At 65.4% G+C, this 22,128-nt stretch carries 21 protein-coding genes; 10 read left to right on the top strand and 11 right to left on the bottom strand.

Translation table 11 applies throughout. The features are described from left to right. Positions 1 to 55: 55 nt before the first annotated feature. Together ACVMDN_RS40290 and ACVMDN_RS40285 are read right to left on the bottom strand one after the other, a co-directional pair. Positions 56 to 3,223, bottom strand: coding sequence for an efflux RND transporter permease subunit (locus tag ACVMDN_RS40290; RefSeq protein WP_076832735.1), 3,168 nt, complete (start codon positions 3,221 to 3,223; stop codon positions 56 to 58). A 12-nt stretch (positions 3,224 to 3,235) separates the two neighbouring features. Next, positions 3,236 to 4,393 (bottom strand): efflux RND transporter periplasmic adaptor subunit, encoded by a 1,158-nt coding sequence (locus tag ACVMDN_RS40285; RefSeq protein ID WP_057020182.1) that lies wholly within the window; start codon positions 4,391 to 4,393, stop codon positions 3,236 to 3,238. 249 nt (positions 4,394 to 4,642) lie between these two features. On the opposite strand from ACVMDN_RS40285, the gene ACVMDN_RS40280 reads away from it, so the two are divergent. The 5 genes from ACVMDN_RS40280 to ACVMDN_RS40260 all read left to right on the top strand — a co-directional run bounded on the left by ACVMDN_RS40280 (position 4,643) and on the right by ACVMDN_RS40260 (position 8,865). Continuing rightward, complete coding sequence (locus tag ACVMDN_RS40280) at positions 4,643 to 5,428, top strand: cysteine rich repeat-containing protein (RefSeq protein WP_076832738.1); 786 nt, start codon at positions 4,643 to 4,645, stop codon at positions 5,426 to 5,428. Between the two features lie 39 nt (positions 5,429 to 5,467). After that, positions 5,468 to 5,689, top strand: coding sequence for a cysteine rich repeat-containing protein (locus tag ACVMDN_RS40275; protein ID WP_028336261.1), 222 nt, complete (start codon positions 5,468 to 5,470; stop codon positions 5,687 to 5,689). A 110-nt stretch (positions 5,690 to 5,799) separates the two neighbouring features. Next, complete coding sequence (locus ACVMDN_RS40270) at positions 5,800 to 6,012, top strand: hypothetical protein (protein ID WP_076832741.1); 213 nt, start codon at positions 5,800 to 5,802, stop codon at positions 6,010 to 6,012. A gap of 115 nt (positions 6,013 to 6,127) precedes the next feature. Then, positions 6,128 to 7,258, top strand: coding sequence for an FAD-dependent monooxygenase (locus ACVMDN_RS40265; RefSeq protein WP_076832743.1), 1,131 nt, complete (start codon positions 6,128 to 6,130; stop codon positions 7,256 to 7,258). Then, on the top strand, positions 7,255 to 8,865 hold the full coding sequence (locus ACVMDN_RS40260) for a benzoate-CoA ligase family protein (protein WP_076832746.1): 1,611 nt from the start codon (positions 7,255 to 7,257) through the stop codon (positions 8,863 to 8,865). Before ACVMDN_RS40265 ends, ACVMDN_RS40260 begins: the two co-directional genes overlap by 4 nt. Positions 8,866 to 9,206: 341 nt before the next feature. On the opposite strand, the gene ACVMDN_RS40255 is transcribed toward ACVMDN_RS40260, so the two are convergent. The 3 genes from ACVMDN_RS40255 to maiA are packed head-to-tail and all read right to left on the bottom strand — an operon-like array spanning position 9,207 to position 11,525. Then, entirely contained in the window at positions 9,207 to 10,391 is a 1,185-nt protein-coding gene (locus ACVMDN_RS40255; RefSeq protein WP_076832749.1) for a 3-hydroxybenzoate 6-monooxygenase, read from the bottom strand. Continuing rightward, entirely contained in the window at positions 10,391 to 10,903 is a 513-nt protein-coding gene (locus ACVMDN_RS40250; protein ID WP_057020139.1) for a MarR family winged helix-turn-helix transcriptional regulator, read from the bottom strand. The genes ACVMDN_RS40255 and ACVMDN_RS40250 overlap by 1 nt, the downstream gene beginning before the upstream one ends. Beyond that, positions 10,893 to 11,525: a maleylacetoacetate isomerase gene (gene maiA, locus ACVMDN_RS40245; protein WP_076832895.1), complete on the bottom strand. Its 633-nt coding sequence runs from the start codon at positions 11,523 to 11,525 to the stop codon at positions 10,893 to 10,895. The genes ACVMDN_RS40250 and maiA overlap by 11 nt, the downstream gene beginning before the upstream one ends. A 158-nt stretch (positions 11,526 to 11,683) precedes the next feature. Here maiA and gtdA point away from each other — a divergent pair, with 158 nt between their 5' ends. Further along, positions 11,684 to 12,724, top strand: a complete 1,041-nt coding sequence (gene gtdA, locus ACVMDN_RS40240; protein ID WP_076832754.1) for a gentisate 1,2-dioxygenase — start codon at positions 11,684 to 11,686, stop codon at positions 12,722 to 12,724. Between the two features lie 186 nt (positions 12,725 to 12,910). On the opposite strand, the gene ACVMDN_RS40235 is transcribed toward gtdA, so the two are convergent. The 4 genes from ACVMDN_RS40235 to ACVMDN_RS40220 all read right to left on the bottom strand — a co-directional run bounded on the left by ACVMDN_RS40235 (position 12,911) and on the right by ACVMDN_RS40220 (position 17,143). Beyond that, positions 12,911 to 13,738, bottom strand: a complete 828-nt coding sequence (locus tag ACVMDN_RS40235) for an ABC transporter permease (RefSeq protein ID WP_076832755.1) — start codon at positions 13,736 to 13,738, stop codon at positions 12,911 to 12,913. After that, the gene (locus tag ACVMDN_RS40230; protein ID WP_076832758.1) at positions 13,731 to 14,504 is read right to left on the bottom strand and encodes an ABC transporter ATP-binding protein; all 774 of its coding nucleotides are present in this window, start codon (positions 14,502 to 14,504) and stop codon (positions 13,731 to 13,733) included. Before ACVMDN_RS40230 ends, ACVMDN_RS40235 begins: the two co-directional genes overlap by 8 nt. Before the next feature lie 158 nt (positions 14,505 to 14,662). Further along, the gene (locus tag ACVMDN_RS40225) at positions 14,663 to 15,667 is read right to left on the bottom strand and encodes an ABC transporter substrate-binding protein (RefSeq protein ID WP_076832761.1); all 1,005 of its coding nucleotides are present in this window, start codon (positions 15,665 to 15,667) and stop codon (positions 14,663 to 14,665) included. Between the two features lie 114 nt (positions 15,668 to 15,781). Continuing rightward, positions 15,782 to 17,143, bottom strand: a complete 1,362-nt coding sequence (locus ACVMDN_RS40220) for an FAD-dependent oxidoreductase (RefSeq protein WP_076832897.1) — start codon at positions 17,141 to 17,143, stop codon at positions 15,782 to 15,784. Positions 17,144 to 17,257: 114 nt separating this feature from the next. Between ACVMDN_RS40220 and ACVMDN_RS40215 the strand changes: the two genes are divergently transcribed. Both ACVMDN_RS40215 and ACVMDN_RS40210 read left to right on the top strand, forming a co-directional pair. Beyond that, on the top strand, positions 17,258 to 18,142 hold the full coding sequence (locus ACVMDN_RS40215; RefSeq protein ID WP_057020144.1) for a LysR family transcriptional regulator: 885 nt from the start codon (positions 17,258 to 17,260) through the stop codon (positions 18,140 to 18,142). Between the two features lie 62 nt (positions 18,143 to 18,204). Beyond that, on the top strand, positions 18,205 to 18,468 hold the full coding sequence (locus ACVMDN_RS40210; protein ID WP_063790168.1) for a hypothetical protein: 264 nt from the start codon (positions 18,205 to 18,207) through the stop codon (positions 18,466 to 18,468). Positions 18,469 to 18,470: 2 nt separating this feature from the next. On the opposite strand, the gene ACVMDN_RS40205 is transcribed toward ACVMDN_RS40210, so the two are convergent. Next, the gene (locus tag ACVMDN_RS40205) at positions 18,471 to 19,268 is read right to left on the bottom strand and encodes an enoyl-CoA hydratase-related protein (RefSeq protein ID WP_076832765.1); all 798 of its coding nucleotides are present in this window, start codon (positions 19,266 to 19,268) and stop codon (positions 18,471 to 18,473) included. Between the two features lie 179 nt (positions 19,269 to 19,447). Between ACVMDN_RS40205 and ACVMDN_RS40200 the strand changes: the two genes are divergently transcribed. Beyond that, positions 19,448 to 20,422 carry a ketopantoate reductase family protein gene (locus tag ACVMDN_RS40200; RefSeq protein ID WP_076832768.1) on the top strand — a complete coding sequence of 325 codons (975 nt, stop codon included), beginning with the start codon at positions 19,448 to 19,450 and terminating at the stop codon, positions 20,420 to 20,422. A 40-nt stretch (positions 20,423 to 20,462) separates the two neighbouring features. Then, positions 20,463 to 21,242, top strand: coding sequence for an SDR family oxidoreductase (locus ACVMDN_RS40195; RefSeq protein WP_076832771.1), 780 nt, complete (start codon positions 20,463 to 20,465; stop codon positions 21,240 to 21,242). Between the two features lie 98 nt (positions 21,243 to 21,340). Here ACVMDN_RS40195 and ACVMDN_RS40190 read toward each other — a convergent pair whose 3' ends face one another. Next, positions 21,341 to 22,075 carry an aspartate/glutamate racemase family protein gene (locus tag ACVMDN_RS40190; RefSeq protein ID WP_076832774.1) on the bottom strand — a complete coding sequence of 245 codons (735 nt, stop codon included), beginning with the start codon at positions 22,073 to 22,075 and terminating at the stop codon, positions 21,341 to 21,343. Positions 22,076 to 22,128: the final 53 nt, after the last annotated feature.

Raw genomic sequence — 22,128 nt, 5'->3', positions numbered from 1 at the left:
GAGTCATCCATTCACGGCCTCTCAGGGGCACGGTGATAGGTTTGAATGCGCAGACCTAATGCGCCGTGCCCGACGCCTGTGGAGCGGCTTGCGGCGCCGTCTTGCCTTTCTTCGCCTTGCGCCAGTTCTCAAAACTCTGCACCACGACGAAGAACGCCGGCACGAACAGCACGGCGAGGCAGGTCGAGGCGATCATGCCGGAGAACACGGTGATGCCGATCGACTTGCGGGCGTTTGCGCCGGCGCCGGTCGCGATCACCAGCGGCAGCACGCCGAGGATGAAGGCGAACGACGTCATCAGGATCGGCCGGAATCTCGCGCGTGCCGCGTCGATCGCCGCATCCAGCACCGACCGTCCGTCGCGCAGATGACGTTCCAGCGCGACCTCGACGATCAGGATCGCGTTCTTGGCCGACAGCGCGATCAGCAAGATGGTGCCGATCTGGGTGTAGAGGTTGTTCTCGATATTCAGGCTCAGCAGCACCAGCGTCGGGCCGAGCAGCGACAGCGGTACGGCCAGGATCACCGAGATCGGCGCGTACCAGCTCTCATATTGCCCGGCGAGCACGAGATAGACCAGCAGCAGCGCCAGCGCGAACACGTAGTAGATCTGACTGCCGACCTCCTTCTCCTGGTACGACATCGCCGTCCACTCGAAGCCCGACCCGGGCGGCAGCGTCTTGGCCGCGATCTCCTCCATCAGCGCCATCGACTGGCCGGACGAGTAACCCTGCGCCGGCAGCCCGATGATGGAGGCGGACGGATAGAGGTTGTAGAGGCTGATCAGCGACGGTCCGATCGAGGGCGTGATCTTGGCGACCGTGCCGAGCGGGATCATGTCGCCGTTGCTGTTGCGCACCATCATGTTCTCGATGTCGCGCAGGCTCAGGCGGTACTGTGCCTCGGCCTGGGTATAGACCTGGAAGGTGCGGCCGAACTTGGTGAACTGGTTGACGTAGCTGGCGCCGAGATAGGACGACAGCGCCGCGAAGATCTGGTCGGGGGTGACGTGCAGGGTCTGCGTCTTGATGCGATCGACGTCGACGTCGAACTGCGGCACCATCGAGCGGAACGACGACTGGACCCGCTGCAGCGCGCTCTGGGTCTGTGCATTGGCCACGATCGCCCCCGTGACCGCCTGCAGCTTGCCGTAGTCGGCATTGCCGTCGCGCAGCTCGACCTGCATGGCAAAGCCGGCGGCGTTGCCGATGCCCTGGATCGGCGGCGGCGGGATCACCAGGATGCGCGCCTCCGGGATCACCGCGAGCTTGTCGTTGAGCCCGTAGACCAGCGAGCGCAGATCCTCGCCCGGCCCCCGCGCACTCCAGTCCTTCAGGATCAGATAGGCGACGCCGGCATTGGCGAGGCTCGAGGAATTGTCGAGCGCCGAGATGCCGGCGATCGAGACCACCTGGTCGACGCCCGGGGTCTTGCCGGCGATCCTGGTGACCTCGTCGAGCACGTGCTGGGTGCGGTCGAGGGCCGCGCCGTCGGGCAATTGCACCGCGGCGAGCAGATAGCCCTGGTCCTCGATCGGAATGAATCCGGTCGGCACCCGCGACAGGCCGTAGCCGGCAAGCCCGATGATGACAAGCGCAACAGCGACCGAGGTCTTGGCATGCCCGGCGATGCCGCTGACCAGCCGAGTGTAGCCGCGCTCGAGCCGATCATAGACCGCGTTGAAGCCGCGATAGAAGAAATTGCGCTGCTCGGGCGGCGCGGGGGGACGCAGCCATAGCGCGCATTGTGTCGGCTTCAGCGTCGCGGCGTTGACGGCGCTGAGCAGCGCGGTGGCGGCGATCACGAGCGCGAATTGCGCGTACATTCGCCCGGTCAGCCCGGGCAGGAACGCCGCCGGCAAAAACACCGAGATCAAGACCAGCGTGATGCCGACGATCGGCGCGAACAATTCGTCCATCGCCTTGATCGCGGCGTCGTGGCCCGACATGCCGCGCTCGATATTGTGCGCCGCGCCCTCGACCACGACGATGGCGTCGTCGACCACGATGCCGATCGCCAGCACGATCGCAAACAGCGTCGACAGGTTGATGGTGAAGCCGAGCGCCGCCATGGCCGCGAACGCGCCGATGATCGTGACCGGCACGGTGGTTGCCGGCACCAGCATCGCCCGCCAGTCCTGCAGGAAGACCAGGATCACGACCAGCACCAGCAGGCCGGCCTCGAACAGGGTCTTGTAGACCTCCTCGATCGAGGCGTTGACGAATTTGGTGGTGTCGAACGGCGTGTCGTATTTGATGTCCTGCGGGAACTGCCTGGCGAGCTCCGCCATCTTCTTCTCGACGGCCTTCTCGACCTGCAAGGCATTGGCGCCCGGCGACTGGAACACGCCGATGCCGGTCGCGGGCTTCTGGTTCAGCGAGAAGATCTGGCTGTAGGTCTGCGCGCCGAGCTCGACCCAGCCGACGTCGCGGACCCGGGTCACGTCGCCGACATTGCCTGTCTTGACGATGATGTCCTCGAACTGGCTCTTGTCGTCGAGCCGGCCGTTGACGTTCAGCGTGTACTGGAACGCCTGGCCCGCCGGCGTCGGCGGCGCGCCGACCTGGCCGGCGGTGACCTGCTGGCTCTGCTGCTGGATCGCCTGGATGACGTCCTGCGGCACCAGCCCGCGCACCTGCAGCTTGTTCGGATCGAGCCAGACCCGCATCGAATATTGCCCGGCGCCGAACACCGTGACGTTGCCGACGCCCGGAAGGCGCGACAGCTCGTCCCGGATGTTGATGGTGGCGTAGTTCGACAGGAACAGGCTGTCATAGGTCTTGTTCGGCGAGGTCAGCGTCACGAACAGCAGGATCGAGGTCGACCGCTTCTGGACCGTGACGCCCTGGTTCTGCACCGAGGTCGGCAGCTGCGACAACGCGCTGGAGACACGGTTCTGCACCAGCACCTGCGCGAAATTGAGGTCGGTGCCGATCTTGAAGGTCACCGTCAGCGTATAGGTGCCGTCGGCGCCGCTGTAGGACTGCATGTACAGCATGTCCTCGACGCCGTTGACCTGCTGCTCGATCGGCAGCGCCACGGTGTCGACCACCGTCTTGGCCGAGGCGCCGGGATAGCGCGTCGTCACCTGTACCGTCGGCGGCACCACGTCGGGATATTGCGCGACCGCGAGATTGTACAGCGCCACGCCGCCAATCAGGATCATCAGGATCGCGATGACGTTGGAAAGGACCGGGCGCTCGATGAAGAATTTCGAGATCATGGCGCGTGCGTCCTATTTGGCGGCTGTCGGCGCCGCGTCGGCCTTCTGCACCTGCGGATCGACCTTCTGCCCGGGGATCGCGCGCAGCAATCCGGCGGTCACGATGCGGTCATCCGGCTTCAGGCCACTCTCGATGACGCGCAGCCCCTCATCGAGCGGGCCGGTCGTCACCTTGCGCTGCTCGACCACATTCTCGGCATTGACGACCAGCACGTAGCGGCCGGCCTGGTCGCTGCCGATCGCGACGTCGGGCACCAGCAGCGCGTTGTCCTGCTTGTCGAACGGCACGCGAACGCGGACATAGAAGCCGGGCAGCAAGGTCCGGTCCGGATTTGCGAACACGCCGCGGACCGCGAGCGTGCCGGTCGACTGGTTGAGGGTCGGCGAGATGTAGTCAAGCTTGCCCTTGTGAGGAAAGCCGGTCTCGGTCTGCAGGCCGACCTCGACCGGCAACTGCCTGAGCTCGTTGACCGTCAGACCACGACGGCGCGCTTCATCCCGCACGCGCTGCACGTCCTGTTCGTTGACGTTGAAATTCACATAGATCGGATCGAGCTGCACGATGGTGGCAAGCTGCGTCGGCGACGTCACGCCGACCAGTTCGCCGACCGAGACCAGGTGATTGCTGACGATGCCGTCGAACGGCGCGGCCACGTTGGTGTAGCCGTAGTTGACCGCCGCGATCCTGGTGTTGACCTGGGCCTGCTGCAGGCTGGCCTGGGCGTTGTCCCGGGTGGAGGTCGAGGTATCAAGGGTCGCCTGCGAGACCGCCTGCCGCTGCACCAGATCGGTCTGCCGCTTGAAGTCGAGCTCGGCCTGCTTCAGCGTCGCCTGCGCGCCGACCTCTGCGGCCTGCGCCTGTTCCAGCTTCAGCTTGTAGGTCTCCGGCTCGATCGTGAACAGCGTGGTCCCCGCCTTCACGAAGGAGCCGTCCTGATAGTTGATCGCCTGCAGGAAGCCCTGCACGCGCGCGACCAGATCGACGGTCTGGATCGGCGCGGTGTTTCCGGTGGCGTCCAGATAACGTGTGATGGCGCGCTGCACCGGCGGCGCAACCTCGACCTTGGGCGGCGGCGGCGCAACAAAACTGTTTTGCTCGCAGGCACTTAAACTGACGAAGGCCGATACGACGAACGCGATGCGCGCAAGCGGTGCATTTCGCAGCCGCACAAAACTGCTCCGACCGAAATGTGCTGACGCGCGCGCATGCCTCATTTCCGAGCCTCGATTCAAATGACTAAATTTAAAGATCTCGTGACGGGCAAAAAATCCGCCTGCTTCATCCATAGCAACAATCCGCTTGCAGCGGAACTCGAAAGCGAAAATGATGCCGCTCGCCGAGGTTGCTACAACAAGACTTTTTCAGAACTCAGTTCAGTTGAGCCGGAGACATCCGGCGCGACCAGAGGATTAATTCAGATGATCAATGCGTTGACACGAGCAACGAAGCTGTCCGCATGTCTTGCGCTTGCAGCATCCATGAGCACCGCACCGGCCTTGTCGCAGGCGCCGACCCAGGCGCAGCGCGACGCCATCAAGTCGCAATGCCGCAACGACTACATCGCCCACTGCTCCAGCGTACCGCCGGGCGGCGAAGCCTCGCTGCAATGCCTGCAGAAGAACATGGCAAGCCTCGGCGCGGGCTGCGCCAGCGCGGTGAAGGCCGTCGAAGCGCCGGCCGCCGCACCGAAGGCAGACTCCGCGCCCGCGGCGGCCAAGACCGAAGCTGCTCCCGCGGCAGCGGCCAAGCCCGCCACCGAAGCCGCCGCACCGAAGGCGGCCGGGACGCCGTCCAACACGCAGATCTCCGCGATCCGCAGCGCATGCCGCTCCGATTATCCCAAGGTTTGCGCGGGCGTGCCGACCGGCGGCGCGGCGGCGCTGCAGTGTCTCGAAAAGAACAAGGGCAAGCTTTCGCCGGCCTGCGAGAAGGCCGTCGCCGCCGCTGGTGGCGGCGCCGCCGCGCCGGCCGCCGGCGCTGCAGCGACGACAGCACCAGCCGCGGCGCCGGCCGTGATCGCGTTGCGGCCGCTGCGACCGCGCGAAGAGCTGTTCGTGCTGCGCTCGGCCTGCGGCGCCGACGTCCGCTCGATCTGTGGCGGCGTCCAGCCGGGCGGCGGGCGGATCGTGCAGTGCCTTGCGACCAATGCCGGCTCGCTGTCGCCGGCGTGCCGCGATGTGTTGGCGCCGTTCGCAGCGCGGTAATCCTGTTGTCACGCTAGAAACCGGAGAAGGGAGCAAACAATGCTGCGTATCGTCCTGACCGCCGCGCTGCTTTGCGGCGCAACCGCTGTCTACGCGCAGGAACTGACCACCGCGCAACGCGACGCCTGCATGGGCGACTACGAGAAGTTCTGCAAAAGCGTGACGCCCGGCGGCGGCCGCATCATCGCCTGTCTCGCCAAGCAGAGCGACAAGCTGGCGCCCGCCTGCAAGAAGGTGCTGGCGGAAGCGGAAAAGAAATAGCCGCGCGGGCGGTGAGACGACATGTGCCCGGCGATTTGCCGGGCACGGAACCGCAGCACCTTGTTGCCACCTGCAGGCCAACCATGCCTCACCCGGGAGAGGGAATTTTCATGCGTTCAATATTGCTGATCGCCGCGGCCCTGCTGTCCTTTGCCGCGACCATGACCTTCGAGTCCTTCGGCGCCAATGCGGTCGTTTGCGCGCGCGGCGTCTACCGCGCCGGCTGCGCCGGTCCCAACGGTGCGGTCGTCGCCCGCAAACCCGTCGCCGCCGGCTGCCGCTGGGTATGGGTCGACGGGGTCAAGGCCCGCCGCTGCTACTGAACCCTTCGGCCCCACGCGGCTAGTCGCTGCACGCATTTTCCCTCTGGCGTTCCCGCCGGAGGGCGATTAGTCTGGAGCCAAATTGTAAGTACACTGTCAATCTGGGAGGCAGACGTTGCGGATCGCCGTGATCGGCGGAGGGCCCGGCGGGCTCTATTTCGCCTATCTGTGGAAGAAGCGTCATCCCGACGCCGAGATCGACCTGTTCGAGCAGAACGCGGCCGGCGCCACCTGGGGCTTCGGCGTGGTGTTCTCCGAACAGGCGCTGGACTTCCTGCGCGCCGACGACCCTGAGACGGTCGACGCCATCGCCCCGCTTATGGAGAGCTGGAAGAACATCACCCTCAATCTGCGCGGCAAGAGCGTCGAGATCGACGGCGTCGGGTTCTCCTCGATCGGCCGGCTGGCGCTGCTGACGATCCTGCAGGAGCGGGTCCGCAGCACGGGCGTCACGCCACGCTTCGACACCGTGGTGCAATCGGTCGACCAGCTCAGGGGTTACGACCTGATCGTTGCCGCCGACGGGCTGAACTCGATGGTTCGCCGCGGCTATGAGTCCGCCTTCGGCGCCTCGGTCTCGCATTCCACCAACAAATTCGCCTGGTACGGCACCACCAAGACCTTCGCGACGCTGTCGCAGACCTTCGTGGCGACCGAGCGCGGCAGCTTCAACGCCCATCACTATCGCTATGCGAAGGACATGAGCACCTTCCTGGTCGAATGCGACGCGGCGACCTGGGCGGCCTACGGCTTCGCCGACAAGAGCATCGAAGAGTCGCAGGCGATCTGCGAAGATATATTCGCCGCGGCGCTGGACGGCCACCGGCTGATCTCGAACAAATCGGTGTGGCGCAATTTCCCGTGGATCTGGAACGAGCGCTGGTCGCACGGCAACATGGTGCTGATCGGCGATGCGCTGCATTCGGCGCATTTCTCGATCGGCTCGGGCACGCGGCTCGCGATCGAGGATGCGATTGCGCTGACCAAGGCGCTGGAGACCGAGAGCGGCATTGGCGCCGCGCTTGCCCGCTACGAGAGCGAGCGCAAGCCAATCGTGAAGAAGCTCGTCACCGCGGCGCGGACCAGCGCCGACTGGTACGAGCACTTCCCCGCGCACATGACGCTCGACCTGATGGATTTCGCCTACAGCTACATCACCCGTTCCGGCCGGATCGACGACGCGCGGCTGCGCGCGATGTCGCCCGCCTTCATGGCCCGCTACGCAGCCGCAAAGGGACAATCATGACCGGGATCGCCGACCAGGTTCCGCTGGACAATCCCGGTGCGCGCGAGATCGGCTTTACGATCCCCGAGCGCTACAATGCGAGCTGCATCCTGTTCGACAATCTCGGCAACGGGAATGCCGAGCGCCTGGCGCTGACCGGCCCGGCCGGCACGCGGACCTATCGCGAGCTCTGCGCTGAGGCCGCACGCTGGGGCCACGCCTTCCGGTCGCTTGGACTGCAGCGCGGCGACCGCATCCTGCTGTTTCTCGACGACACCCCGGCCTATCCCGCGGCATTCTTCGGCGCGGTGCGTGCCGGCTTCGTGCCACTCTTGATCAACACGCTGACGACGCCCGAGCTGCTGCAATTCTACCTGTCCGACGCCGGCGCGCAGGTCGCCGTCACCGATGCGGAATTCTGTGCGCGCTTCAACGCGGAAGCCTGCAAGGACACGCCGCTGCGTACGCTGGTGGTGGTCAACGGCGCCGCCGGTGATCACGCGGCTGCCGAAACGCGCGAGGCCGCTGATTGGCTGCAAGCGTTTCCGACCGAGCTCGACGCGGCCGACACGCACCGCAACGAGATGGCATTCTGGATGTATTCGTCGGGCTCGACCGGCCGTCCCAAGGGCATCGTGCATCTGCAGCACGACATGGCCTATAGCGAGCGCGCCTTTGCCCGCAATGTGCTGAAGCTTTCGCCCGGCGACATCTGCTTCTCGGTGCCGAAGATCTTCTTCGCCTACGGTTTCGGCAACTCGATCACGTTTCCATTCTCCGTCGGCGCCGCGACGCTGCTGCTGCCGGGCCAGCCGAAACCGGCCGCGATCTTCGCGGCGATCGGGCAATATCGCCCGACCGTGTTCTTCGGCCTGCCGACGCTCTACATCTCCCTGACCAAGGCTGAAGGTGCCGACACCGCCGATTTCTCCTCGCTGCGGATGGCGGTCTCGGCCGCCGAAGTGCTGTCAGCCGACGTCTTCAACGGCTGGAAGCGGCTCACCGGGCTCGAGATCATCGAAGGCCTCGGCTCGACCGAAGTGCTGCACGTCTATCTCAGCAACCGCGCGGAACAAAAGAAGCTCGGCGCCGCCGGCCTGCGCGTGCCCGGCTACGAGATCATGCTGCGCGACAGCGATGACCGCGAGGTCGGCGACAATGAGGAAGGCATCCTGTGGGTGCGCGGCGATTCCGCGACCCCGCTGTACTGGAACCGGCCGGACAAGACCGCCGAGACCGTGCGCGAGGACGGCTGGATCTACACCGGCGACCGCTTCATGCGCGACAGCGACGGCTTCCACTTCTTCCGCGGCCGCGCCGACGATCTGATCAAGATCTCCGGCCAGTGGGTCTATCCGCTGGAGGTCGAGCTCTGCCTCGCCGATCACCCCGACGTCCGCGAATGCGCCGTCTACGCCGCCGAATTGCCGGACCGGCGCATGACGCTGCGCGCCGTGGTTGTCATGAACAAGGCCGGCTTCGACACAGCCGAAGCGACGCGGCGGCTGCAGGACTACGTCAAGACAAGGCTGTTGCCGTACAAATATCCGCGCGAGGTCAAATTCATCGACGAGCTGCCGAAGACCGGCACCGGCAAGATCGACCGGCAGGCGGTGATGCGGATGTAGGGCGTTGGTTGATGGACGCGGCCACCGCAAATTCAATGTCGTCCCGGCGAAAGCAGGGACCCATAACCACAAATGCTTGTGGCGCAAAGGCTGGGGCCCCAGCCTGCCATCACAACAGCCTTCGGTGGTTATGGGTCCCGGATCGCGCTTCGCTTGTCCGGGACGACGAGCATTAGCTGCCCCGCCATCCCGCCACACATTCGATGTCGTCCCGGCGAAGGCCGGGACCCATAACCACAAATATTTGCGGCGCAAAGGCTGGGGCCCCAGCCTGCCATCACAACAGCCTTCGGTGGTTATGGGTTCCGAATCGCGCTTCGCTTGTCCGGGACGACGAGTAATTAGCTGCCCAGCCCCGTCCCGCCATACAGCCAGGCGATGTCATCGCACCACTCGACCTGCGACTTCGCGCTCATGATCGCGTTGCGGATGCGGGCGTGCTCGCCTGCGGGATGGTAGACGTGTTCGCCGATCGCGCGTGACATCAGTTGCACGCGCGCGGTGCGCGGGAAGCGTTGCGCGCTGTAGACCTCCAGCGCCGCTGTCTGGTCATCGTGACTGGCCAGCATGTGCGACAGGCAGACCGCGTCCTCCATCGCCTGGCAGGCGCCCTGCGCGAAATATTGCAGCATCGGATGCGCGGCGTCGCCGAGCAGCACCACGCGGCCGTCGATCCACTGCTCGTTCGGATCGCGGTCGCACAACACCCAGAGCTTCCAGTTGGTGCCGTGGCGGATGATGTTCTGCGCCCGCTCATGGACGTGGGTAAAACCCTTCATCACCTCGGCCTCGGACACCGGCTTGCCTGCAACCGGCTCCGGCGCATTGTTGTGATAGGTGACGACGAGGTTGAACACCTTCCAGCCCGACAGCGGATAATGCACGATGTGGCATTTCGGGCCGGCCCACAGCGTCGCCGCATTCCAGCGCAAATCCTCCGGCATCTGCTCGGTCGGGATCACCGAGCGATAGGTGGTGTGGCCGGAGACGCGCGGCGGGCCGTCCGACGTCACCTGCTTGCGGATGTTCGACCACAAGCCATCGGCGCCGATCAGAAGCCGGCCGGTGATCCGCTCGCCATCGGCGAGCTTTGCCGTCACCGACGAACCATCCTGCTCGTAGCCTGCCACCTCGCTGGACACGCGCAGTTCGATCAGCTCGTGATTCTGGCACGCGCGCAGGAATACGCCATGCAGATCGCCGCGATGTACCACGGCATAGGGATTGCCAAACCGCGCGCGAAAGGCGTCGCCGAGATCGATATGGGTGATCTCGTCGGCGGTCAGCGCATCCATCAGCCGGAGCTGATCGATATAGACGGCCATGTTGCGCGCGGCCTCGCCGACACCGAGATAGTCGAAGGCGTGGAACGCGTTCGGGCCGAGTTGGATGCCGGCGCCGATCTCGCCGAGCGCGGCGGCCTTCTCCAGCAGGATCGAGCGGATGCCTTTTTGCGCGAGGCCCAGCGCCACGGCAAGGCCGCCAATGCCGCCACCCGCGATCAGGACAGGTCTCGTCTCCGCCATCAGCCCGACCTCCCGAGATGTTCGAGCGCGTCCTCGGCGCGCAGCGGCACCCGCGACGCTTCGTTGTTGAGGTCGACGAGCTGGGTCAACAGCGCCAGCAGCGTCTTGCGGTCGGCCGGCTTCAGCGGCTGCAGCATCCGCGCCTGCGCCTTGTCGACCGAGGGCATGATGTCGCTCAACACAGCCGCGCCGGCCTTGGTAAGATAGAGCAGCTTGACGCGCTTGTCCTCGGGCGCCGGCTTGCGCACGATGAACTCCTTGGCCTGCAGCCGTTCGATCACGTTGCCGAGCGTGGAACGGTCGAACGCGATCACCGCCGAGAGCCTCGTGGCGTCGATACCGGGATGGGTCGAGATCGTGACCAGCGCGGCGTATTGCACCGGCGTCAGGTCGAACGCCCTGCACTCCTCGATGAACAGCGCGACCGCGATCTGCTGCATCCGCCGGAACAGGTAGCCGGGCGCGGTATAGACCGCGTCCATGGTGACAGGCGCTGGTTTGTTATTCGGCATCGGGCTGCTTGTCCGGAGCGGCGTCGGCAAACGCCTTGATTTGCTTTGCCGCGGCCTCGGCCTTGAGCAGGCGCGGATAGGCCGAGACGTCGACACCGAAGCGCCGCGCATTGGCGAGCTGCGGCACCAGGCAGAGATCGGCCAGTGTCGGCGCATCGCCAAAGCAGAACGGGCCGGACTCCGCCGCGATCAGGGTCTCGCAGGCCGACAGTCCCTCGCGATTGGCCCAGGCCGCCCATTCCGTCACCTGCTCCTCGGGCAGGCCGAGCTGACGCAGCCGCGCCAGCACCTTCAAATTTTGCACCGGATGCGTATCGCAGGCGATCGCCTGCGCAAACGCCCGCACCTTGGCGCGCCGCAGCGGATCTTTCGGCAAGAGCGGCGGGTTGGGATTGGTCTCGTCGAGCCATTCGATGATCGCGAGCGACTGGGTGAGGATCGCGCCGGCGTCGCTCTCCAGCGTCGGTACCAGCCCCTGCGGATTGATCGCGAGATAGGCCGGCGCGCACTGCTCGCCCTTGCGCAGATGATGCGGCAGATGCTCTGAGGTGAGCCCCTTCAGGTTGAGGGCGATCCGGACCCGGTAGGACGCGCTGCTCCGGAAATAGCCATGCAGCTTCATCGGAACCTCCCTTGCATTATTCTGGTTTGGCGCGCTTTCTTTGCGCGAACCGGTATCCACTTCGCTCGAAAACGCCATGGCTTGCTTCATTGACGCTAGCCATATTGTCAGTATACTGTCAATTAAATTGCACCGACAAGAATGATGGGAGGCTTGCCATGGAAGCCGTGCAGAAGACCCCGGAGCGCGACGCATTCTACAAGAAGATCGACGGCCAGAACCTCTCGGCGCTGTGGAACGTGATGAACGATCTGATCACGCCGGAGCCGAAAAGCGCCTGCCGTCCGCACTTGTGGAAGTTCGACCAGATCCGCGACTACATGAACGAGGCCGGCAAGCTGATCACGGCCAAGGAAGCCGAGCGCCGCGTGCTGGTGCTGGAAAATCCCGGCCTGCGCGGCCAGTCCAAGATCACGACCTCGCTGTTCGCCGGCGTGCAGATGGTGGTGCCGGGCGACATCGCCCCCGCCCATCGCCATGCCCAATCGGCGCTGCGCTTCGTGCTCGAGGGCAAGGGCGCGTTCACCGCCGTCGACGGCGAGCGCACCGCGATGTCGCCGGGCGACTTCGTCATCACGCCGTCGATGACCTGGCACGATCATTCCAACGAAACCAATGAGCCGATGTTCTGGCTCGACGGGCTCGACATCCCGATGGTGCAGTTCTTCGACTGCTCGTTTGCCGAAGGCGCCAAGGAAGATCAGCAGTCGATCTCCAAGCCGGCCGGCGCCAGCTTCGCGCGCTACGGCCACAATCTGCTGCCGATCGACCAGAAGCGAACCTCGAAGACCTCGCCGATCTTCAACTATCCCTATGAATACACCCGCGAGGCGCTGGAGAAGGCCAAGGTCAGCGACGAGTGGGACGCCTGCCACGGGCTGAAGCTGAAATTCTCCAACCCCGAGACCGGCGATTTCGCGATGCCGACCATCGGCACCTTCATCCAGCTGCTGCCAAAGGGTTTCAAGACCGCGCGCTATCGCGCAACCGATGCGACCGTGTTCGCCGCGATCGAGGGCAAAGGCCGCACAAGGGTCGGTGACCAGACCTTCGAGTGGGGACCGCGCGATTTGTTCGTGGTACCGAGCTGGCACTGGGTCACCCACGAGGCCGATGCCGACTCCGTGCTGTTCTCGTTCTCCGACCGCCCGGTGCAGCAGAAGCTCGACCTGTTCCGCGAGGACAGGGGGAACGCGTAACGATCGTCTGCGCAAGGCACGCAGCGCCCACCTCACGTCGTCCCGGCGAAAGCCGGGACCCATAACCACCAATCTTGATTGGTTGAACGCGTTGGAGCCCCAGCCTTTTTCTAACAACCACGCCCTGTGGTTATGGGTCCCGGCCTTCGCCGGGACGACACTTTGTGTGTGGCGGCAGCGCCCCCCTTACCGCCAGTGCAGCAACCGCGTCTCCAGCAAATTGATCAGCTTCCCCACCGCAAGCCCGAACAGCGACAGGATCACGACGCCGGCGAGCAGCTGATCGGTCTGCATCAGATTGCCGGCCTGCAGGACGAAAGCGCCGATGCCGTATTGCGCGCCGATCATCTCGGCGCTGACGACGAGCAGCAGTGCCACCGACGCGGTGATGCGGAAGCCGGCGAGGATCGAGGGCAGCGCGCCCGGCCAGATCACGCGGCGGACAATGGCGTGGAACGGCACGTTGAAGCTTTGCGCCATCCGGATCAGATTGCGCGGCACCGCATCGACGCCGCTATAGACCGAGATCGCGGTCGAGAAGAACACGCCAAGCGCAATGGTCGCGATCTTCGGCTCCTCGCCGATCCCAAGCCATAGAATGAGCAACGGCAGCAGCGCGATCTTCGGAATCGGAAACAGCGCCGAGATGAAGGTGATGCCGACGCCGCGCGCCATCGTCGACAGCCCGATCGCGAAGCCGACCACGACGCCGGCGGCCGTGCCGATGATCCAGCCGGTACCGATCCGCATGATCGACCACGACAAGTGCTGCCACAGCGCACCCGACATCGCGAGCTTATAGATCGCGAACGCGATCGCCGACGGCGCCGGCAGGAACAGCGGATTGACCCAGCCTGCGCTGCCGGCGAGTTGCCAGACCGCGATCACGAGCGCGAGCGCGATCCAGCCGGCATGGCGGCTGCCGCCAGACGTGAAGCCGGCGCCGCGAAACGCGACCGGGCGCGTCGCCTCCGCCGACTGGTCTTTCGCTTCCTGCGGCGCGCGGTCAAGCATGCTGGACCTCGCGCTCGGCATCGATCGCCTCCTTCCGGATCAACGACCACAGCTCACCCTGTAGCGCGGCCATCGGCCCGCGCGCATCCGTCGTGCCGCGCTCGGCGCGCGTCATCGGGATGGTCACGATTTCCCGGATCCGGCCAGGGCGGCGCGACAGCACCACGACGCGGTCGGCGAGCCGCACCGCTTCCTCGAGATTATGCGTGACATAGACCGCGCCCATCGCGCCGTCGGCGAGCAGGCGCACGAAATCCTCCATCAGGAGCTCGCGGGTCTGCGAATCCAGCGCCGACAGCGGCTCGTCCATCAGCAGGATCGCGGGGCGAACCGCGAGTGCCCGCGCAATGCCGACGCGCTGGCGCATGCCGCCGGACAGTTGCTTCGGATAGGCGCTGCGGAAATCCGACAGCCCGGTGCGGCGCAGCGCATCGTCGATCACGGCGCTGCGCTCGCCGGCGCTCAAACCCGTATGCAACAACGGAAACGCGACGTTGTCCTCGACCGTGCTCCACGGCAGCAGCGCAAAATCCTGGAACACGAAGGTCAGCGGATTGAGGCTATCAGCCGGCGCCGCGCCGCGCAGCTCGGCGGCACCTTTGCTCGGCCGCAGCAGGCCGCCGAGGATCGACAGCAGCGTGCTCTTGCCGCAGCCGGACGGACCGACGATCGCAACAATCTCGCCCGCGCGGACCGTGAAGGAGACATCGTCGAGAACGTCGAGCGCGCCGAAGCGATGGCTGATATGGTCGGCGATCAGGTCCATCTACCGGCTCACTCTTTGACCCGTCATCCTGAGGAGCGCGCACTTGCGCGCGTCTCGAAGGATGGACGGCCGGTCACTATCGGGGCCGTCGATCCTTCGAGACGCCGCTTCGCGGCTCCTCAGGATGACGGGGATAGAGTGGTGTCTGCGGTCTAACATCAATCCGCCTTCACGTAATCCTTGGCGATGATCGCATTGGCATCGAAACCCTTGTCCACGAAACCCTGCCCCTGCAGCCATTTGATCTGGTTGTCGAGGTTCTTCACGTCGAGCTTGCCGTCGGGATCGATATAAGCGCAATTGCCGACCACCTGCGCGACCGGCAGGTTGGTGTATTTGGCGATGATCTCGAGCAGCGGCCTGGTCTTGTCGTTGATCGGCGCCACGCCGTCCTTGATCGCAGTCAGGATCACGTCGTGATATTCGTGGTCGGCACGGGTGAGCGCGGTGAGCAGCCTGGTCACCAGCGGTGCGTTGGTCAGCGCCTTCGGCGACGCGAAGATCGCCCCCAGCTGCCACGGCGTCTCGTCGCCGACCCAGCCGAGCAATTTCGCGCCGTTGGAATCCATCAGCGTCCGCGCGGTCGAGACCGGCAGCAGCGCGGCGTCGACGGTTTCGCCCTTCAGCGCCGCGGCCGCGTTCGACAGCGACTGCAGCGGCACTACCTTCACGTCGGACAGCTTGAAGCCGTATTTGTCGGCGAGCAGGCCGAGCGAATAATGGAAGCTGGAGCCGACCTGGGTCACCGCGACGCGCTTGCCCGCCAGATCCTTCGGCGTCTTGAGGCCGGCGGCATAGGCGTTGTTGCTGGCGAAATAGCCAATCAGGGGATAGCCGGCCTTCTCGCGGCTCATGCCGCCGATCACCTTCAGCGTGCCCTTGCCGGCGAGATTGTAGAGCCCCGCGGTGACGGCGGTGACGCCGAAATCGACATCGCCCGACGCGGTCGCGACCGCGATCGGCTGCGCCGCGTCGAAGAACTTGAGCTCGACGTCGAGTCCGGCGTCGCGGAGATAGCCCTTGTCCTGCGCGATGAACACCGGCGCCGAGGACGACAGCCGCAAGACGCCGATCTTCGCCTTCAGGAGATCGTCGGCCCGCGCGATGCCGCTCGCGGCCCACACCAGCATGCCCGCGACTGCGAGCCGCGCCCAACCCTTCATTCCGTCCTCCGCCTGGAGCCGCTTCCGTCCCGATTAAATCGGAACGGGGCTCCAGATTCCTGTTTTGACGCGTTTTCTTCACGCGAACCGGTATCCACTTCGCTTGAAAACGCTCTAGATTCCTTCGGGCACGGCCTGATCGCGGCCGATGAACGCGCCCTGTGTGCCGAGCTGTTGTTGCAACTTTTCGACGGAAATGTCGCGCGGAATCGTATTGCCCGACAGCGCGAGCGCGGCTGCGGTTCCCGCCGCCTCGCCCATCACAAAGCAGGCACCGGAGACGCGCGCCGCCGATTGCCCCTCATGGGTCATCGAGGCGCAGCGGCCGGCGACCAGGAGATTGTCGACGCCCTCCGGTACCAGCATGCGGTACGGCAACTCGTTATAGCCGCGGCTCTCCGGGATCGGCGGAAACTCGAAGATCACATCACCCGGCACATGGGATTCCTTCGGCCAACCATTGACGCCGATCGAATCCTCGAACGAGGCGCAGCCCAGCACGTCCTCGCCTGACAGCATGTAGCCGCCGATCACGCGCCGCGTCTCGCGGATGCCGAGCTGCGGCGGCAGATCGACGATGTAGGAATTCTCGAAGCCGGGCACCGTGCGCAGGAACCTGAACGCTTCGACCGCCTGGCGGCGGCCCTCGATCTCGCCGCGCGTCATGTCGTCAGGATCGATACCGGAAATGGCGCCGCCGTCGCTTCGCGTCACCTGGGTGAAATTCACCCGCCATTCGATCTGCGATTTCTGCGGCCGCACGATCGCCGACTTGCGCGGGAATGTGTGGGTGCCGGCGGCCTCGGCCTCAGCCATCAGCGCCGGGATGGTGCGCCAGGCATCGCCGGCCTTCGCTGGATCGATGCCGTTGAGGCGGAACATCATCGAGGGGTAGAGCATGCCGCCGGCATTATCGCCGACTTCATGGGGCGCACCGGCCCACACCGCGAGATCGCCGTCACCGGAGCAATCGATGAAGATGCTGGCGCGCACGGCCTGACGGCCGGCCTTGGTTTCCACCATCAGCGCACGGATATGCGAACCATCCATGACGACGCCGGCGCCGAGCGCGTGGAACAGAATGTCGACCTTGTGATGTGCGAGCAGATCGTCGGCCGCGATCTTGTAGGCCGCGGTGTCGTAGGCCTGCGCAAGGATCTTGCCGAGGATCAGATGTGGCGCGTTCAGCCCGCCGAGCCGGTCAATCCGCGCCAGGAGGTCGGAGGCGATGCCCTGCACCACGCGGTGCATCTCGCCGAAGATGTTGGCGTGCAGTCCGCAGAAGTTGGTCACGCCGGCCGCGGTGCCCATGCCGCCGAGAAATCCGTAACGCTCGATCAGGAGCGTCCGCCGTCCGGCACATGCCGCGCCGACCGCTGCCGCGATGCCGGCCGGTCCGCCGCCAAGCACCACCACGTCATATTCGCCATAGACCGGGACCTGCCGCGCAGGTTCTTCGATCGTGCTCGCTCGCATCATTTCCGCCCTGAACAAAGTTGATTGGGCCAACTATGAATTGATGCAGATTGCAGTACAATCCACCAAATTATGTAATCAGCTTTCGCGAATCGAGAAAGACGAGCAAGGCAGGTGGATACGCTGGTCAATCTCGAAGCCTTCCTTGCCACCGCCGATGCCGGCGGCTTTTCCGCCGCGGCGCGCAAGCTCAACGTCGCGACATCCGTCGTCGCCAAACGCGTCACCCAACTCGAGGAGCGGATCGGCACCGCGCTGTTCCACCGCTCGACCCGCCAGTTGCGGCTGACCGAGTCCGGGCAGCAATATGTGCACCGCGCCCGTGGCGTGGTTGCCGATGTCGGCGATCTCTTGTCGCGGATGGGCGAGAAGCAGCGCGACCTCTCCGATCATCTGCGCGTCAAGGCGCCGACTTCGCTGACGGTGGCGCGGCTCGCCGATGCCTTCACGATCTTCCAGAAACAGAACGGAAGCGTGAAGCTCGAGATCGTGATGATCGATCGTCCGGTCGATCCGGTAACCGAAGGTTTCGACCTCGCGATCGGCGCCTTCCCGCATTCCTTCGGCGGCGTGGTCGACGAGCCCTTGTGCCGGCTGCCGCGCCTCGTGTGCGCCTCACCGGCCTATCTGAAGAAGCACGGCATACCGAAGCATCCGCGCGACCTGGTCGATCATCGCTGCCTCAGCTTCCTGCCGACCGGACCGGAATGGCCGTTCGAGGGACCGCGCGGCCGCATCAATATCCAGGTCCGCCCGATTCTCTCTTCGAACGAAGGCCGCGTGCTGACGCAAAGCGCGATCGCCGGCAACGGCATTGCGCTGCTCTCGCATTATCTGGTCGCGGACGCGCTGCGCGACGGCGCGTTGCAGCCGGTACTCACCGACTTTCCTATTCCGGAATTGTGGGTCAAGGCCGCCGTTCCCGAGCGCCGCATCGATGCCGCCGCGGTGCAGGCGCTGCTGAAGACATTGAAGAAATCGCTGTCGCAGCCGCTGTGATGCGACGCCGGCGTTGCCGTTGGCATGCCGACCTGAGACAAGGACGCGAAAGGATCGCCCGCTTGAAACTCCTGATCTCAATGTCGTTTGGTCTCATCATCGTCGCTGGGCCCGCGGCCGCGATCGAGACCTGCCGCTTCATTGAGGCCAAGGCGGAGCGCGAGGCCTGCTACCATCGGCAAGAGCAGGAACTTGCGGCGAAGCGCAAGCCCGAGCCGCCGGTGACGCGGTCGAGCGAATCGAAGACGTTAGATCAGCTGCAGCAGATGCGCCGCGACGACGAAGAGGTCTATCGCAGCATGCGCGGCATCTGCCGCGGCTGCTGAGCTTACGCGCCGCCGCCCCACCGGCCCGCGCGCTTCTCGGCGAAGGATGCAAGCCCCTCGGCAGCTTCCGCGGTCTGCCGCTTGGCTGAATGCAGCTGGACGAGGCGCTTGTAGGCCGCATCGTCCACCGCCATGCCGCCGAACGAGCTTTCCATCGCGAGCTTCTTGGTCTCGGCCATCGCATCCGGGGCATTGCCGAGCAGCTGCTCGACGACCTTGGCGCCGGCGCTGTCGAGACCGGCCAGTGGCACCACCTCATGGACGAGGCCGATGCGGCGGGCATCCTCGGCGCCGAACCGTTCGCCGGTCAGCGCATAGCGGCGCACCTGGCGGACGCCGATCGCGTCGCAGAGCTGCGGAATGATGATCGCCGCGGTCAGGCCCCAGCGCACCTCGGTGATCGAGAACAGCGCATTGTCGGCCGCGATCACGATATCGCAGGCCGAGATCACGCCGGTGCCGCCGCCGAAGCAGCCGCCCTGCACCAGCGCGACGGTCGGGACCGGCAGCGTGTTGAGACGCTGCACCGCCTCGAAGGTGGCGCGCGACGCCGCCTCGTTCTCCTCGAACGATTTCGGCCGCACGCCGTTGATCCATTTCAGGTCGGCGCCGGCCTGGAAATGCTTGCCGTTGCCCTTCAGTACGACGACGCGCACCGGCCTGGTCGAGAGATCGTCGATCGCGGCCAGCACGCCTGCAATCAGCGCGCCGTCATAGGCATTGTTGACCTCGGGACGATTCAGCGTGACGGTCGCGACACCCCGCGCATCGAGGCTCCACAGGACTGGGCTGGCCGACATGACGTTGCTCCCTCGTTCGGCATTGCTGTTATCTTGTACTGGCCTTGCACTATGGCGAGAGCGGATGCCTTGATCCATCACTTTCGAGCGCGCGCGACCGCGCCACGCGCATGACGGGTTGCGCGATGCCCCGCGCTTGTGGAAACTGACCGGGCACGTTGCGGAGAATTGTTCCACTCATGCGTATTTGCATTTTCGGCGCGGGCGCCGTCGGCAGCCACTTCGCGATCCGGCTCGCACGTGCCGGCCATGATGTGGCCTGCGTGATGCGCGGGCCACATCTCGACGCGGTCAGGACCAACGGACTGACGCTGAAGGTCGGCGACACCAGCATCACCGCGAAGGTGAAGGCCTCAGCCGATCCTGCCGATTTGGGACCGCAAGACATCGTCATCAGCACACTGAAGGCGACCGGCATCGGCGCGCTCGCAGCCGGGCTCCCGCCGCTGCTTCAGCGCGACACATCAATCGTGTTCGCGCAGAACGGCATTCCCTGGTGGTACGATCTCGGCCTCCCGCCACAGCATCCCGCGATCCCCGATCTCGGCTTCCTCGATCCCGGCGGGCATTTGCGCAGCGCCGTCCCGAAGCAGCGGATCATTGGCGGCGTGATCTTTTCCTCCAACGAGGTGGTCGCGCCGGGTGTCGTCGCGAACCTGTCGCCGGACCGCAACCGCCTCTTGATCGGTGAATGCGACGATCGCCAGAGCGAGCGCATCGCCCGCCTGCGCGCGGCGCTCAACGACGCCGCGATCGAATCGCCCGAGGTCAAGCAGATCCGCGAGACGATCTGGTCGAAGCTGTTGACCAACATGTCGATGTCGGTGCTCTGCCTGTTGACCGGGCTGACTGCGCGCGGCGTCCGCGACGATCCTGACATGCAGGACGTGATCCCGCGCCTGCTCGACGAGGCCAATGCGGTGGCGACACACTATATTCCCGAGGTCAAGCGTGTCACCCGCTCAGGGCCGGCGCCGGACCACAAGCCGTCGATCCTGCAGGACTACGAACTCGGGCGCGCCATGGAGATCGATGTGCTGGTGCGCGCACCGGCGGCATTCGCCCGCGCGGCCGCCATTTCGACCCCGATGCTCGACCTGATGGCCGCGCTCGCGATCCAGAAGGCGCGTGACAAGGGCCTGTATCAGGGCTGACAATCCGACCCACCACGATAACAAGCAGGGACATCGAACCATGCAAGTCAAGGACAAGGTCTGCGTCGTCACCGGCGGCGCGAGCGGGATCGGCGAGTCGGTGGCGCGGGCCTATGCGGACGCCGGTGCACGCGGCGTCGTGGTCGCCGATCTCAAGACCTCGCGCGACAGGCTCGCGAGCGTCGCCGGCGATATCGACGGCCTCGCCGTCACCGCCGATGTCGGGCTCGAGGAGGACATCAAGGCGCTGATCGCCGCGGCCGAGGACAAATATGGTCCGGTCGACGTGTTCTTCTCCAATGCCGGGCTCTCGCGCAAGGGACAAGAGACCGCGTCCGATGCCGACTGGGACGTGAGTTGGCGCGTGCATGTGATGAGCCACGTGTACGCGGCGCGCGCGCTGGTGCCCGGCATGCTCGCGCGCGGCTCCGGCTATCTCATCAACACCGCATCCGCCGCGGGGCTATTAGCCTCGCTGAACTCGATGCCTTACGGCGTGACCAAGAATGCCGCGGTCGCGCTCGCCGAGCATCTCGCCATCCAGTATGGCGATCGCGGCATCCGCGTCTCCGTGCTCTGTCCGCAATCGGTGCAGACGGGCATGACGACGCCGGGTCCGAGTGCCGCGCGCGTCGACGGCGTGCTGCAGCCGGGCGAGGTTGCGCGCATGGTGATCGAGGCGATGGCGAAAGAACGTTTCCTGATTCTGTCGCATCCGCAGGTGCACGAATACATGCAGCGCAAGGCCACCAATCGCGAGCGCTGGCTGTCCGGCATGCGCCGCCTGCGCGACCGGATCTATCGCGGGGTGGCGTCATAAAAACTTCATCCGTCATTGCGAGGAGCGACAGCGACGAAGCAATCCATTCTCGGCATGCGACGCCATGGATTGCTTCGCTTCGCTCGCAATGACGAAGCTTAGTCTTCTGGAGCCGGCGCGAATCCTTCGAGCAAACCCGTGTATCTCTTCGCCCCAGGTGAGGCATAGGCACCGCGGCGCGACGTCGTCAGCTTGAGGCCGGCAAGCGCTTCCGCCTGCTTCACCGCGGCGGCCACGCCGTCGACCACGGGCACGCCGAATTTCACCGACAGCTCATGGGCAAGATCAGCCATGCCGGCGCAGCCGAGCACGATGGCGTCCGCGCCCTTGTCCAGCGCGCGGGCGATCTCGGCCTCCAGCTTCGGCCTCGCGCCCGAGCCCGGCTTCTCGAGATCGAGCACCGCGACATCGCAGGCAGTAACCACCGCGCGGTCGGCAAAGCCGTAGCGGCGGACCAGTTCCTCCAGCGGGACGATCGAGCGCGGCAGCGTGGTGACGATGCCGATGCGCTTGGCGATCTGCCCGGCGGTGACCAGCGCCGCCTCGCAGATGCCGACCACCGGATAGCGGGCCGCCGACCGCGCGGCATCGAGCCCGGTATCGTCGAAGCAGGCGATGATGCCGGCGTCGGCATCGGGCGTCTTCAGCAACGCCTCAATCAGCCCGGGAACGGCGAAGGCCTCGTCATAGAAGCCTTCGATCGAGGCCGGTCCCATCGCAGACGTGACGGCGACGATCTCGGTGCCCGGTGAGGCCACCGCCCGCGCGGCGGTCGCGATGGTTGCGGTCATCGACGCGGTGGTGTTGGGATTGACGATCAGGATCTTTGTCATGGGTGGAGAATAACATCCCTTTCGCGGCCAAGCGTAGCCCGGATGAGCCAACG

Source organism: Bradyrhizobium sp. USDA 4510 (genome assembly GCF_054059095.1).
This window is presented reverse-complemented; position numbering and strand designations above follow the sequence as displayed.

What these genes read in the sequence shown, in the direction of transcription:
- ACVMDN_RS40290 (WP_076832735.1), bottom strand. Translation starts at nt 3,223, where the DNA reads ATGATCTCGAAATTCTTCATCGAGCGCCCGGTCCTTTCCAACGTCATC.
- ACVMDN_RS40280 (WP_076832738.1), top strand. Translation starts at nt 4,643, where the DNA reads ATGATCAATGCGTTGACACGAGCAACGAAGCTGTCCGCATGTCTTGCG.
- ACVMDN_RS40275 (WP_028336261.1), top strand. Translation starts at nt 5,468, where the DNA reads ATGCTGCGTATCGTCCTGACCGCCGCGCTGCTTTGCGGCGCAACCGCT.
- ACVMDN_RS40270 (WP_076832741.1), top strand. Translation starts at nt 5,800, where the DNA reads ATGCGTTCAATATTGCTGATCGCCGCGGCCCTGCTGTCCTTTGCCGCG.
- ACVMDN_RS40260 (WP_076832746.1), top strand. Translation starts at nt 7,255, where the DNA reads ATGACCGGGATCGCCGACCAGGTTCCGCTGGACAATCCCGGTGCGCGC.
- ACVMDN_RS40255 (WP_076832749.1), bottom strand. Translation starts at nt 10,391, where the DNA reads ATGGCGGAGACGAGACCTGTCCTGATCGCGGGTGGCGGCATTGGCGGC.
- ACVMDN_RS40250 (WP_057020139.1), bottom strand. Translation starts at nt 10,903, where the DNA reads ATGCCGAATAACAAACCAGCGCCTGTCACCATGGACGCGGTCTATACC.
- maiA (WP_076832895.1), bottom strand. Translation starts at nt 11,525, where the DNA reads ATGAAGCTGCATGGCTATTTCCGGAGCAGCGCGTCCTACCGGGTCCGG.
- gtdA (WP_076832754.1), top strand. Translation starts at nt 11,684, where the DNA reads ATGGAAGCCGTGCAGAAGACCCCGGAGCGCGACGCATTCTACAAGAAG.
- ACVMDN_RS40235 (WP_076832755.1), bottom strand. Translation starts at nt 13,738, where the DNA reads ATGCTTGACCGCGCGCCGCAGGAAGCGAAAGACCAGTCGGCGGAGGCG.
- ACVMDN_RS40230 (WP_076832758.1), bottom strand. Translation starts at nt 14,504, where the DNA reads ATGGACCTGATCGCCGACCATATCAGCCATCGCTTCGGCGCGCTCGAC.
- ACVMDN_RS40225 (WP_076832761.1), bottom strand. Translation starts at nt 15,667, where the DNA reads ATGAAGGGTTGGGCGCGGCTCGCAGTCGCGGGCATGCTGGTGTGGGCC.
- ACVMDN_RS40220 (WP_076832897.1), bottom strand. Translation starts at nt 17,143, where the DNA reads ATGCGAGCGAGCACGATCGAAGAACCTGCGCGGCAGGTCCCGGTCTAT.
- ACVMDN_RS40205 (WP_076832765.1), bottom strand. Translation starts at nt 19,268, where the DNA reads ATGTCGGCCAGCCCAGTCCTGTGGAGCCTCGATGCGCGGGGTGTCGCG.
- ACVMDN_RS40200 (WP_076832768.1), top strand. Translation starts at nt 19,448, where the DNA reads ATGCGTATTTGCATTTTCGGCGCGGGCGCCGTCGGCAGCCACTTCGCG.
- ACVMDN_RS40195 (WP_076832771.1), top strand. Translation starts at nt 20,463, where the DNA reads ATGCAAGTCAAGGACAAGGTCTGCGTCGTCACCGGCGGCGCGAGCGGG.
- ACVMDN_RS40190 (WP_076832774.1), bottom strand. Translation starts at nt 22,075, where the DNA reads ATGACAAAGATCCTGATCGTCAATCCCAACACCACCGCGTCGATGACC.